At 52.8% G+C, this 13,430-nt stretch carries 10 protein-coding genes; all 10 read right to left on the reverse strand.

Annotated elements, in window-relative coordinates:
* Nucleotides 1-13: 13 nt before the first annotated feature.
* Nucleotides 14-2,332, reverse strand: a complete 2,319-nt coding sequence (gene murC, locus QET40_RS12130) for a UDP-N-acetylmuramate--L-alanine ligase (protein ID WP_280127436.1) — start codon at nt 2,330-2,332, stop codon at nt 14-16.
* Nucleotides 2,310-3,428, reverse strand: coding sequence for an undecaprenyldiphospho-muramoylpentapeptide beta-N-acetylglucosaminyltransferase (gene murG, locus QET40_RS12135; RefSeq protein WP_280127437.1), 1,119 nt, complete (start codon nt 3,426-3,428; stop codon nt 2,310-2,312). Before murG ends, murC begins: the two co-directional genes overlap by 23 nt.
* Nucleotides 3,425-4,567, reverse strand: a complete 1,143-nt coding sequence (locus tag QET40_RS12140) for a putative peptidoglycan glycosyltransferase FtsW (RefSeq protein ID WP_280127438.1) — start codon at nt 4,565-4,567, stop codon at nt 3,425-3,427. Before QET40_RS12140 ends, murG begins: the two co-directional genes overlap by 4 nt.
* Nucleotides 4,568-4,591: 24 nt before the next feature.
* Nucleotides 4,592-5,452 carry a LysM peptidoglycan-binding domain-containing protein gene (locus tag QET40_RS12145; RefSeq protein ID WP_280127439.1) on the reverse strand — a complete coding sequence of 287 codons (861 nt, stop codon included), beginning with the start codon at nt 5,450-5,452 and terminating at the stop codon, nt 4,592-4,594.
* A gap of 82 nt (nt 5,453-5,534) precedes the next feature.
* The gene (gene murD, locus QET40_RS12150; protein WP_280127440.1) at nt 5,535-6,842 is read right to left on the reverse strand and encodes a UDP-N-acetylmuramoyl-L-alanine--D-glutamate ligase; all 1,308 of its coding nucleotides are present in this window, start codon (nt 6,840-6,842) and stop codon (nt 5,535-5,537) included.
* A gap of 4 nt (nt 6,843-6,846) precedes the next feature.
* Nucleotides 6,847-7,950, reverse strand: coding sequence for a phospho-N-acetylmuramoyl-pentapeptide-transferase (mraY, locus tag QET40_RS12155; protein ID WP_280127441.1), 1,104 nt, complete (start codon nt 7,948-7,950; stop codon nt 6,847-6,849).
* On the reverse strand, nt 7,947-9,326 hold the full coding sequence (gene murF, locus QET40_RS12160) for a UDP-N-acetylmuramoyl-tripeptide--D-alanyl-D-alanine ligase (protein WP_280127442.1): 1,380 nt from the start codon (nt 9,324-9,326) through the stop codon (nt 7,947-7,949). The genes mraY and murF overlap by 4 nt, the downstream gene beginning before the upstream one ends.
* A gap of 22 nt (nt 9,327-9,348) precedes the next feature.
* Complete coding sequence (locus QET40_RS12165; protein ID WP_280127443.1) at nt 9,349-10,842, reverse strand: UDP-N-acetylmuramoyl-L-alanyl-D-glutamate--2,6-diaminopimelate ligase; 1,494 nt, start codon at nt 10,840-10,842, stop codon at nt 9,349-9,351.
* Complete coding sequence (locus QET40_RS12170) at nt 10,839-12,965, reverse strand: penicillin-binding protein 2 (protein WP_280127515.1); 2,127 nt, start codon at nt 12,963-12,965, stop codon at nt 10,839-10,841. Before QET40_RS12170 ends, QET40_RS12165 begins: the two co-directional genes overlap by 4 nt.
* A gap of 117 nt (nt 12,966-13,082) precedes the next feature.
* Nucleotides 13,083-13,424 (reverse strand): hypothetical protein, encoded by a 342-nt coding sequence (locus QET40_RS12175; RefSeq protein ID WP_280127444.1) that lies wholly within the window; start codon nt 13,422-13,424, stop codon nt 13,083-13,085.
* Nucleotides 13,425-13,430 lie beyond the last annotated feature (6 nt).

A 13,430-nucleotide genomic window follows, 5' to 3' on the forward strand; every position in this document is an offset into this window, starting at 1 on the left:
TAGTATTTATACGCTAAAATTGTGGTTCTCTATCGCCGATGACCTGGGCTTCGCTTTTCAATTCGATTCCACGTTCCTCTTTGGCTTTCGCACGAATCAGATCAATCAGTTCCGTCACATCAGTCGCCAGGGCATGCCCCCGGTTGACGATAAAGTTGGCATGGACATCAGATACGCAGGCATCACCTACGCAGGCCCCCTTGAGGCCGAGTTCTTCAATCAGACGACCGGCAGGGATTCCCTCCGGGTTCTTGAACACGCACCCTGCGCTAGCACCGAGAGGCTGTGAGATTTTCCTCTTTTCACGGTTTTTTTCAACCATCTTTTGCATAGCCTCCGTATCCGGACCTGTCGTTCCCCGGAAGGTCGCCTGCAGAACAAGGCTCGTCACAAACTCGGGAATCATTCTGTACTCGGCCACCATGTCTTCCTTCCTGTGCTCCCGGATTTCTCCGTCGTCATCCAGGCAGATGGCAGACACGAATCTGCTCCACATGTCGGCCCCCATAGCTCCAGCGTTCATGCGAAGACTACCCCCGACACTACCTGGAATGCCATCCATCCACTCAAATCCGGAAATACCGGCCTGGATGGCTACGGTTGCCAGCTTTTTCAAACGCACACCGACACCGGCGGTAATCGTCTTGTCCGGGTTCAGAGCAATAGCATCGAATTCCCCCCCGAAGGGATGAATGACGGCTCCACGGATTCCTCCTTCGCGCACAATGACATTGGAGCCGCGCCCCAGCATGCGAACAGGGATACTCCGTTCACGGCAATAGTTGACGACTTCGCGCATAGCAGTCACACTCTCCGGTTCCATCCAATACTGGGCGCATCCGCCAACTCCCATCGTAGTATGACGACGCATAGGCTCATACAGACAACCATGGATATCCGGGCCTCCAAAACGTAACATATCTTCCAGAATGGCCAGGTCCGCAGCAATTCTCGTACCGCATTCATGGACATTGCCGGCCCCCAAAGTAATCAGAAGATCCCCGGGCCGGAGGAAGTTGCCCACGGCATGGTGAGCCGTCGCCAGATCTGGAAGGAACTCCGTACCTGTCGGCCCGTTACGGTGGATAGCATCCACGATCGTCTGACCGCTAATACCTTCGATCGGAAGTTCGCTCGCGGGGTAGACATCGGCTACGAATACTTGGTCGGCATTCTGCAGAACCTTCCCGAAATCATCATGAAGCATCTTCGTACGCGAATAACGATGAGGCTGGAACAACACGACAAGACGCTTGGGATTCAGAGAGCGGGCTGTCTGCAAAGTCGCGGCAATCTCCGTGGGGTGATGACCGTAATCGTCCACAATGCGGTAGGAAGGGGACAGATACTTGGTCTCAAACCTTCTCTTAGCCCCTGCAAATGAGGCAAGACCGCGCGTGATCGAATCAAAATCCACACCGGCCTCACGTGCAAATGCAATCGCGGCCAAAGCATTGAGGACATTATGTCTTCCTGGAATGCCCAACTCAACACGACCGATTACCTCACCTCGGAACTCGACGGTAAAGGCCGTATGTCCGCGCATTTCATGGACATCGGTCGCAATGTAATCCGCATCCGACCATCCATATCCGATCGCATTCGGATACTTGGAACATACGCTGCGGGCGCCGGCATCTGCGGCACAATAAAAAATACATCCCCTCGTTTGTCGGCACAAGCGATCAAACACGCTCTTAATGTGATCCAAATCGCGGTAAAAGTCGAGGTGCTCGGCTTCCACATTCAAAACGATAGAATGTTCGGGAATGTAATTGACGAGAGTTCCGTCGCTTTCATCTCCTTCAGCGACAAGGTATTCGCTGTTTTCATTCCAGTGGGCATTGGCACCCAGAACGGGGATTTCTGCTCCGACGTAATGGCAGGGCCTCATGCGCCCCTCGCGAAGCAAATGGGCAGATAATGAAGAAGTCGTCGTTTTCCCGTGCGTACCGGAAACGATGACGCCTTTCTTGGCATTCAAGACAGCGGCCAGGCATTCGGCACGGCGGTAACAAGGAATGCCTTTCTCCCGGGCAGCGCTGAATGTAGCATTTTCCGGGCGGATAGCACTGGAGTAGATAACCATTTCCACTCCGTCGAGAACAACTGACGTATGAGGAGTCGAGAAAATCAGCCCCAAACCTTGGAGACGTTCCGTTTCCGCACTGGTTACCCTATCGGAACCACTCACCTGATGCCCCATCTCCAGAAGGATCAAAGCCAGACCGGACATACCGGATCCGGCTACGCCAATCAAGTGGATCCGGGCGGGATGATCACGATCCAAAAGCCTTTTTCTCAATTCATCAATCATTCTTCTCTGGGGCATTATTGTTTTCAACCACGGCAACGATGCGGTCGGCGGCATCGGGAACATCAAGCCGCTTTGCGGCGGACTCCATCTCGCACAGGAGCTTGTCATCCGTCAACAATTCTTTCAAAAATCCGACAATCGTTTCACTCGTCAGCGATTCTTCACGACAAACACGAGCAGCCTTGTGGGATGAAAAGACCCGGGCATTATGAGCCTGGTGGTCATCAGCGGCAAATGGATACGGAACCAGCAGGGATGTTTTTCCGATATGGGCCAGTTCCGTTAAACTGGAAGCCCCCGAACGCGAAATCACCACATCCGCCGCGCTATACGCCGCCCCCATGCAGGAACAGAAGGCCATCAGGTGAACATTGTCCAATCCCGCACACATTTCCTTGACCCGTTCATAATCAGACGTCCCCGTAATCACGAGAAATTCGCACAAATCACGGCATTCTCCGGCAGCTTCAATCGTCAAGGTATTGAGATTGCGTGCCCCCTGGGAACCGCCCATCGCCAAAACGAGTTTCCCCTTGGGACGAAAACCGAGTTGTTCGTAAGCTTGTTCCCTGGGAAGGACTTTTTCCAGTTCCATTCTGACGGGAGTACCCGTCACGATAGATTTTCCTTTGTCGAAATAGTGACACGCCTCCTCCATCCCCAGCAGGACATTGTCACACCACCGGGAGGTCATCCGGTTCGCTTTTCCGGGCAGGGCATTGGAATCGTGGACATACGTCCTCAATCCCATTCTCTTACCAATCACGACCGGAGGCATAGAAGTAAAACCGCCCATGCCGACGACGACATCTGCCTGCACTTCCTTCAATATAGCCTTACAACTGCGCCATGTCTTCCACATGAGGAAGAAAAACTTGAACATGCCGATCGAAGGGATCTTAGGCATGGCGACGGCTTCCACCGTCTTGAAATCCAAATCCCCATATTGTTCCGTCGCCTGGGCATCGACTTTCTTGCGGGAAATGAGCAGAGTCACCCGATATCCCTTCTTTTTCAGTATCTGCGCGACGGCAATACCAGGGAACAGATGGCCCCCGGTTCCTCCGCAGGCTATCACGACACTTAGATTTTTTCCTTGGCTCTCATTCATAATCTTAGGTCTACGGATCTGTCATCTCTTCTCGAAAATTCATACGCAGGAGGCGGCGTATAAGAATGCCTCTGGATACTCGTCAACATACCGATGGCTCCCAGTGTAAAAATCAAGTTCGTCCCGCCAAAACTGATAAATGGCAAAGGAAGGCCGGAATTGGGCAAGGCAGCCGTCACCACAGCGATATTCAACATGGCCGGACAAAAAACAAGAGCAACAATGCCCACCGCCAGCAAGCGACCGTAACGGTCGTTCGTCTGCATGGCCACGGACATGCCGGCAAAAGCAAACAGGGAAAAACACAACAGCACGGTCATCGTGCCGATCAACCCGAATTCCTCGCCCAAAGGAGCAAAAATAAAATCGGTATGAGCAAAAGGAAGTGTTCCATGCTTTTCCACGCTATTACCAAGACCAATCCCTTCAATACCACCGCGCTGCATTCCCAGCATCGCCCGGAATTGCTGAAGTCCCGCTCCGTCACTATAAGCGGCCAAATCCGTCCAGGCTCTAATACGCTCCAACCGGTTGGCGTTGGTCTGCACCATGTAGTAAAGACCTCCGAATCCGACTACAATTGTCCCCAACAGATACCAGACATTGGCTCCAGCGGCAAACATGACGCATAATCCGGCAACTCCCAAAGCCGAGGCAGTCCCCATATCCTTTTCAAAAAAGATCAACAACAAGGGAATACCGAATAGAATGCCCGGCTTGATGAACCCGCCAATAAACTTGGAAGCGACATCCCGGTGCAAGGCATACCAGTGAGCCAGTAGCATCATCGTACAGATCTTAGCACATTCACTCGGCTGGAACTGGATGCCGAGGTTAATCCAGCGGCGTTCCCCGTTAATCTCCCGACCAATGCCGGGGACATAGCACAATGCCAGCAACAAGCAGGCAAATCCGATAATTAGCCAGATATATTTGCGGAAGAACTCATAATTCATGCGAGCCAACAGAAGAGCTCCAATCAAACCGAAACCGGAGAAGAGCATCTGTTTGTACAACATTCCGTATTGATCGTCCTCGGGTTCAACCCAAACTCCCGTACTGGCAACCATCACCAGTCCTACCACAAGCAGGACAATGACAGAAAACCAAACAAGAATAATGCTGACCTTGGATGACATGAAAAAGTTCCGTAAAACAGTTTTTTATTGCTTGGGGATTTTAATCTCCTGTCCAATCTTCACCTTGCGGGGATCGGTAATGTTGTTGTATTTTTGGAGAGAAGCCACGCTCACCTTGTACTGCCGGGCAACCTTGGACAAAGTATCGCCTCTTTTCATGACATAAACGACATCGGCATTGCGAATTGCTTCTTCCTGACGCGCTTGGATCACTTTTTCACGTTCTCCCGGCTTCATGGGAATCACAAGAGTTGCTCCACTTGCGAGAACAGCACCGGGGTTGACGGTTTTGAGGCCTTCAACCGTGCAGTTATTATCCCTGGCAATACTTTCCCAGGTATCCCCCGTTGCGATGATATGACGGGCAGGGCCAGGTTCGATCACGGCAACCGAACCGGACGAAACCGGCTGATCATTCCGAGGAACAGTTGGAGCCGACACTGCCGGACGATTCGAGGCAACGGACGGCTGAACCACCTGTCCGCCCGATGTTCCATCCACGGGCAGGGCAAGAGGGATTTGCTCTTGTCCGGAGGAAGAATGCGGCTGGGATACGGCAGGAGGAACTTCCGCCATAGAATTCTTATCTGTGATCAGAGGTGCCCCGGTCGGAGTTTGCGTCTGGGCTGTCGTCTGTTGCTGCTGAAGCGGCTGGTTTTGCTGAGGCTGCTCCTGCGTCTGGGTAGCCGTATTCTGGGCAACGGGAATATTGACCCGGGTTTCGGCTTCGTCTTTCTTCAAGGAACCGCGCAACCAGACGCCGCCGATCACGATCAAGTGGATGAGCAACACGCCCACCAGAATACGCACAATCGTGCTGCTGGGAGTATCGTCCTCAAACTCGGAAATACGGCTTCGGTAACGGGTTACCTTGCCCTGAAACATTTTGGAAAATCCCCTTTTCGGGGGAACCCTTTTAACAACAGTCCTATCTTTGGATGTGTTCTTGTGCATGGAAATCGTGTTTCTACTGTTGAGAGGTTAATGCTAATACGGCGGTCCGGAATACCTGTCCGCGTTGGACGTATCCGGTAAACATATCAAATGAAGAGGTTCCCGGGGAAAACAAAACAATGTCTCCCGGCTGTGCAAGTTTCTGAGCCCGCCGGACGCAGGCTTCGACATCGCTTTCCCGGTAAGTAGGAACGACCGGAGAAAACTCAGAATACAACTGTTCCCGGATCTGCCCGAATACAACTGCCGCACGGACTTTTTCACGGAGTAAGGGGAGCAGCGACACATAATCCAGCCCCTTGTCTTTGCCTCCGGCAATCAACACCACAGGCGCTTTCTGCGACTTGATCGCCGCCACAAGAGCATGCAGATTGGTCGCCTTGGAATCATTCAGCCACATCACTCCGTCCAGATAACGAACCAATTCGCAACGGTGTCCAGGAGGTGTAAATCCGCGGATGGCGGCAAGGATAACGTCCTCATCCACACCCAGCGCACGGCAGGCCAGAAAGGCAGCCATCACGTTCTCCGTGTTGTGCGTCTGATTCATCAGGGTTTCCGTAAGATCCACGACAATGGAATCGCTTTCCATAACGACACCGTCGCGGCAGGTCAGCGTTGCAGGCAAACCTTCCGTAGAGAAAGTCAGCGTACGGGCTTTCAGTGCCGGGAGATTTTCTCCGGCACGGACGACAGCCCAGTCGGCTTCCGTCTGATTATCGAATATGTGCAATTTGTCGTTGCGGTAATCCTCAACGGATCGATACCGGTCCATGTGGTCCGGAGCAAAATTCAGCCAGACGGCCACATCGGGGTGGAAATCGCGGATACCGGCCAACTGGAACGAACTCGATTCCAATGCCAGAACTTCCGGTATTTCGTCCCGCAAAAGCAATTCCGAAACCGGGATCCCGTAGTTACCGCAAGCTACGGCTTTCAACCCGGCGGAAAGCAGAATTTTCTCAATCAGCGCCGTCGTCGTCGTTTTGCCATTCGTACCGGTAATGGCAATAATGCGGCCTTGGTAAAAACGGGCGGAAAATTCAAATTCTCCAATACATTCTCCGGCACGGCTGGAAAAAGCCAAGGCAAATGGGCAGTCGGGTTCCACTCCGGGAGACATGACCACCAAATCAGCGCCAAAGCGTTCGGCGTCCTCATTTCCGGCATGTTCGACCAACGGTACAATTTCATGCCACTCACTCACGGAAGCAGAATCAAAAACGCACACATCCGCACCCCGGCTCTTGGCCAGAAGTGCGGCGGCTTTTCCACTACGGCCCGCGCCGAGCACGGCAACCTTTAACGATTGAAGATTCATGGAATTATTGAATAACGATACAAGTTAAACCGATTATGGCCAGAATCAGCCCGATCATCCAGAAGCGGACGATAACCTGCGTTTCCTTCCAGCCTCCCAATTCGAAGTGATGATGGATAGGAGCCATCCTGAAAATGCGTTTCCCACGCGATTTGAAGCTGGCCACCTGCAAAACGACGGATGTGGCTTCCATCACAAAAACCCCGCCAATAACAACAAACAACAATTCCTGAGCCGTACAAATGGCCGCCATACCCAATGCACCTCCAATCGCAAGAGATCCCGTATCTCCCATGAAAACCCTGGCCGGATAACAGTTATACCACAGAAAGCCCAGGCAAGCTCCGACAAGAGCCATCATCATCACGCTCATTTCCAGCACCATCGGGTGATTTGGCAAGTGGGAAAACGATGCAGCCAGAGGAGGATACCCCACAATAACGGCAATCATGGCATAGGCAACGCCCGCCGTAACCGCACAACCTGATGCCAATCCGTCCAAACCATCCGTGAGATTGACAGCGTTGGATGCCGATACCAGTACCAGGGCGCAAAACGGTATGCAAAGCCAGCCCATGTCGATAGCTCCGTAAAACGGGATATAGAGCTGACTGATCAGTTCGGGATAAGGGAGACGGGAACCGGCATCGGGCCAGACATACAGGAAAGCGGCAGCTAGTAAACTCACACCCCACTGGTATGCCAGCTTCACCCGGGCGGAAACACCGTCCGAGTTCTTCTTCTTAACCTTCATGTAATCATCCCAAAATCCCAATCCACCCAAAGCCAGCATCACCGCCATACTGGTGCCCAACACACTGTTCCATTCCGCACACAGAATAGTTGCCAGCAGGGTTCCTCCCAGAATCAGGACACCGCCCATTGTCGGAGTCCCGGCTTTGGCCCCGTGCAATTCCGCCAGTTTATGAACTTCTTCCGCCGTACGGATCGGTTGTCCGACCTTCAGGGAAATTAACTCGCGTATGACGCGAGGACCGACGAGGATGACGAACAAGAAAGAAATCGCACAAGCCAGCAAAGAACGAGTCAGAGGACTTCCCATGAAGTCCGATCCGGCAAAAGTGATTTGAATGAGAGATGAAGTCATGGTTGGTCACTGAAAATTTGGTTCATTACAAGTTCCATGCTGGAAGAGCGGCTCCCTTTGAACAAAACGGTATCCCCAGGTAAGATTTGGTCTTTCAGCCACGCGGCGGCGGCTTCACGGGTATCGAACTGTACGGACACGGGCATATCACGGGCGGCTTCCGCCATGCCGGACATTTCCGGACCGACGCAAACCAATGCGTCCAAACCACATTGTGCAGCATGCTCGCCGACACGGCGGTGGGCTTCATCGGCAAAGTCGCCCAACTCTCCCATCCTGCCAAGAACAGCCCAGCGGCGTCCCTTCACCCCATTCATCATAGACAGGGTATCCAAGGCGGCAACCATGGATTCCGGATTGGCATTGTAGGTGTCATCCACGACAAGAACCCCGCGGTCGACAAAACATCTCAGGCGCCCTCCTGTCAATGAGGCTTCGGCAAGCCCTCTGGCAATCGCATCCGCCTCCATTCCGAGAAACCAACCCGTTGCCGCAGCCAGCAGAGAATTGGACACCATATGGCGGCCATGGACATTCAACCGCACTTCCCGGCGGCAGAATCCGTCAATAACCAAGGTATAGCGCGACCCATGTTCATCAAAGGAAACATTTTCCGCCCGGACATCGCCCATTCCTATCCCGACGGCAATGCAACGAGCCTTCGTCGAGGAACGAATCAACCGGGCATAATCGCAATCCGCCGGATAAATCATGGCACCGTCTTCAGGCAAGCTCCGCGCCAACGTACATTTTTCTTCCGCAATGGCGTCCCGGGAACCGAGAAATTCAATATGGGCCGAACCAATCGACGAAATCAAGCCGACGAAGGGGCGGGTCATCGCACACAAAGGAGACAATTCCCCTGCGTGGTTCATCCCCATCTCCCAAATGGCGGCGGTATCCTGAGGAGATCCCTTCAAAATGCTGAGAGGAACGCCGATATGGTTGTTGAAATTACCCTTCGTCGCCGTCACCCGGAAAGCCTGGGAAAGGACTCCAAGAGTCAGATCTTTCGTCGATGTTTTACCACTGGAACCTGTCACGCCGACGACCACCAGCGAAGACAGGCAATCCCGCCACCAACCGGCCAGTTGTTGCAAGGCAACCAGCGTATCTTCCACCACAATCACCGCGCAGTCCGAGGAATCCACTTCGACGGGACGGCTTACCACAACGGCCGAAGCCCCCCTGGATGCAGCCTCGGAAGCAAATGCGTTACCGTCGAACTTCTCTCCGCTCAAGGCAAAAAAGATCATTCCCTTCTCCACAACCCGGCTATCCGTACCAACCGTACCGCCAAGGACGCAATCTCCCGCTCCCGAGAACAAAGTTCCCTGGATGATGCAGGCCAATTGCGAGGAGGTCAGGTTATACATAAATGGGAAAAGGGAGGGATCATTATTGCTCCAGAGTCCCGGTTTCGGGCATCAGAGCACGGCGGATATGGACAAAATCGTTGAAGTCAATTCGTCCATCGGCAAATTCCTGATAGGTTTCATGTCCCTTGCCGGCGATCAGGATAATATCGCTTTTGGCAGCCAGTGCCGCAGCTTGCTTGATGGCTTCGGCACGATCGGCAATCGCGACAACGCCCTTCTCCGGCATGCCGGAAATGATGTCGCGGATGATGTCCTCCGGAGTCTCGCTCCGGGGATTGTCGGAAGTCACAATACAAAAATCCGAATAGCGGGCAGCCACAGCTCCCATCCGGGGACGTTTGCCCTTGTCGCGGTCGCCTCCGCACCCGAACACGGTAATCAACTTACCGGTGCAAAGTTCCTTGAGCGTCTTACAGACATTCTCCAAAGCATCAGGCGTATGGGCATAATCGACAAACGCATGTACGTTTTCGCGGTTGCCGGCAAGCTCCATTCTTCCTGGAACCTGCGGACAGTCGACCAAAGCTGCAACCGCTTCGCGAACAGGGATTCCGGCACAAACGGCTCCGGCAAGAGCAGCCAGGCCATTGTACATGTTAAACCGTCCGATCAAAGGCAAACGCACCAAATAGGACCTGTTTTTGTAAACCAGTTCGAATTCGCTGCCCCTTGCGGAAATATGATGAGGAATCATCCGGAAATCGGCAGCAAAAGACGAACCGAATGTTTTAACCGTCAGTCTGGAAGAAAACATCTCAACCAGTCTGCGACCATAGGCGTCATCCACATTGACCAAGGCAACAGGTTTTTTCCGACCGCCCTGGGATGCCATTTGTTCGAAAAGGGACGCTTTCGCCATAAAGTAATCCTCCATAGTCTTGTGGTAGTCCAAATGATCCTGGGTCAAATTGGTGAAAATGCCTATATCGAATTCCACTCCGGCCACACGCTGCTGGCTTAAGGCATGGGAAGAAACTTCCATGACAACGCCGCGACACCCGTTATCCACCATCTGTTCCATCATGTCCGCAAGTTCCAGGGGACCGGGAGTCGTCTGCACGGAAGGATAGCGTTCGCAGCCATTGTCGCACACGACAGTACCGATCAATCCGGCACGGTCCCAGCACTTGCGGAACAAGGCCTGCACCATATAAGAAGTTGTCGTTTTTCCGTTCGTTCCCGTCACTCCGACTACCTTCATAGCTCGAGAGGGGAATTTATGCCAAGCCGCGGCAAGCACGCCTGCCGCCCTGTGGGCATCCGTGACACGAACCCAAGAGACCTTGGCATCCAAATCGGCAGGAGCCGCTTTTTCGGAAATGACGGCACGGGCTCCCTGGCGTACTGCCGCAGGGATAAAATCCGCCCCGTTCACCCTGGTTCCCGGTATGGCAATATAGCATGTTCCCGGCTGAACCTTGCGGCTGTCCACTTCAACGCGTGAAATGTTGACTTCTTCGGAACCGACAACCCGGCAACCCGGCAGGGATTTTAACAATGTCTTCAGTTTCATGCGCTACGTTTCTTGGTACGGGGTGAGGGAGATAAGGTTTTTTTAACTTTTTTTCTGTTGGAAGAAGCTACTGTTTTTTTCAACTGCCGTTTCTTCACAGGAGGAGGCGTAACCGCCGGCGTTGCCGGAGGAGCATCCGTCCGGGCCATTCGGCCCGTGCCTTGTATAGGGGTGGTTTGAGGAACATTCAATGCCGCAGCCAATCTTCCTGCAACATTTTTGAAAATCGGAGCACAAACAGTACCGCCGCCCGGGTGGCAATCCGTCGGATGCGGATCATCTACAACGACAAGACAGACGAATGCCGGATCAGCGGCAGGCAGCAATCCTACAAAAGAAACCGTATAGCGGTTGTCATAATACCCCCCATGTTCCTTAACCTTGTGGGCAGTCCCCGTCTTTCCGCCGATCTGGTATCCGGGTACGTTTCCGCGATGGGCGGTTCCCCCCTCCCCTGCAACGCGGGCAAGGGCATCTCTCATGGCGCGAGAAGTCGATTCCTTCATCACCCGCCTTACTTCCTCCGGCTGGCGGCGTTCGACAATAGTACCGTCGCTATCGTAAATGACATCCACAAGCCGCGGTTTCATTAAAACGCCACCGTTAGCCACGGCCGCATAAGCCATAGCAACCTGAAGCGGAGTCACCATGACGGAATAACCGTAGGTAATTCGGGAGAAGTTGGAGAAGTTATTTCCATCCTGACACTGGCTCTGTGCTTCCGAAGGCAATTCGATTCCCGTTTTCTTGCGGAACCCGAATGCTTCCAGATACTTCTTATACACATTCCAGCCACCTGCCCGGCACCCGATGCGGAAAGCACCGGGGTTACTGGATTTCTTCAAAACGTCCGCCACAGACAACATGCCATAATGCCGGGGAGCATCCGATACGGGTTTCGATCCCGGTACGGGCGCCGTCGAACAATCAATCATCGAATTAAACGTCAACTTACCCGTATCCACTGCAGAAGTAACTGAAACGAGCTTGAAAGTCGAACCCGGTTCATACAGTCCCTGGACAGCAAAATTGAGCGCCCCTTCCTGCATGTTCTCCTTGGTATTGAGGTTGAACTGGGGACGGCTGGCCATGGCGAGAATATTTCCCGTGTGCGGTTCTACAACGATGATCGTACCCCGGGGAGCATGGTAATAAGCAAGTCCCTTATCCAATTCCTCCTCAACGATCGTCTGAAGTTCCATATTGATGGTCAGCTTGATGTTCAGTCCATCGACCGGAGGTTTGAACCTGTCATCCTTGGAGGGAATAATCTGTCCGCGGTTGTTACGGCGGGATTCGCGAAACCCCTTCTGTCCCACCAGGTAGGGATCCATCGTCTTTTCCAGTCCGGCAACACCGTTCAGCAAGGGAGAACCTTCCGTCAATTGACCAACATAACCGAGAATATGCGTCAAACACGTCGGAGCGACGTAAACGCGCTTCCAGATCGTCTCGCATTTGAATCCCTGCACGCGTGCATCCTGAAGGGCTTGCTTGATCAACTCGGCTTTTTCTTCCGGCAGATTCTGAGCAATAACCAGACGCATCTGCTGTTTTCCGACATTATCCTGCCTCAACTTGGCAAATAGTTCCTCATATGTAACACCCTCCAGAAAGGGCGCAATCACGGCAGCGGCATAACTCATATGCTCCCGGATATAGGACTCGGCAATATCGCAGTCATACAATTTCTCAAGCCGTTCATGAATCGTCGTTTTGACATCCTCCGCTTTTACGATGGAATTGGCCTTGGAGTCGTCGGAAAGAAGTAATTGGGCAAGCTTATATTCCGGATCTCCATCTTTTTTCGTAGCAGCCTGGGCAAGCAGGCGGGAACGGTATTTGGAGACCAGTTTCTCGCGACCGGCTTCATCCAGCGTCGCCCACTTGTCCGAATGGACCGCCTTGGAGTAGGCCAGCCCCCATGTGATGAGCCTGGGGTCGTTCAAATGATAAACATCGGCAACCAACTCCGATGTCTGGACGTTGGTCGTCAGAACTTCCTCCTGGGAATCCATGATCAATCCCCTCCTCGCAGGAAATTCTTCTATTTCAGCAAGTCTGCGGCCATAATACGGACCATTATCCGAGGCATGGACAATCTGAATATCCACCAACTTCATCCCCAACAACGAAACGATCCCCCCGGCCACGCAACAAAGGACGAGGCAACGATTCGCAAAAAAGGACTTTGTCGGAGAAGGCACGAATAGGAGAACAAAGGGGAAAAGGAATTGTACTTATTTAGCGGCCATAGCCGGCTGGCTGTTGTCGCGGCGGATGGACTCAATCTGCCCAGGTTGGATTTCCTGCAGAATGGATTTGTTCTGAGCAAGCCGGTCACGTATCGCCCAACGACTTGTATTCGTAGCGATTTTGGCCCGGTAATGATTCATGTTCAGTTCACAGGAAGTTATTTCAACATTCATGCGTTCAATATCGCGCTGGGTATCTATCTGTTCGTTTTTTAACACGCCGATACATACTCCTGCGGAACATAACATAACGGCAAAACAAACCAGCCAGACGATGAAACCCAGACTTACCTGGTGGTCTTTGCGACGGGAATTGAAGCGGCTCATAATAAA

Source organism: Akkermansia sp. N21169 (assembly GCF_029854675.1).
In the GTDB taxonomy this organism is placed as follows: domain Bacteria; phylum Verrucomicrobiota; class Verrucomicrobiia; order Verrucomicrobiales; family Akkermansiaceae; genus Akkermansia.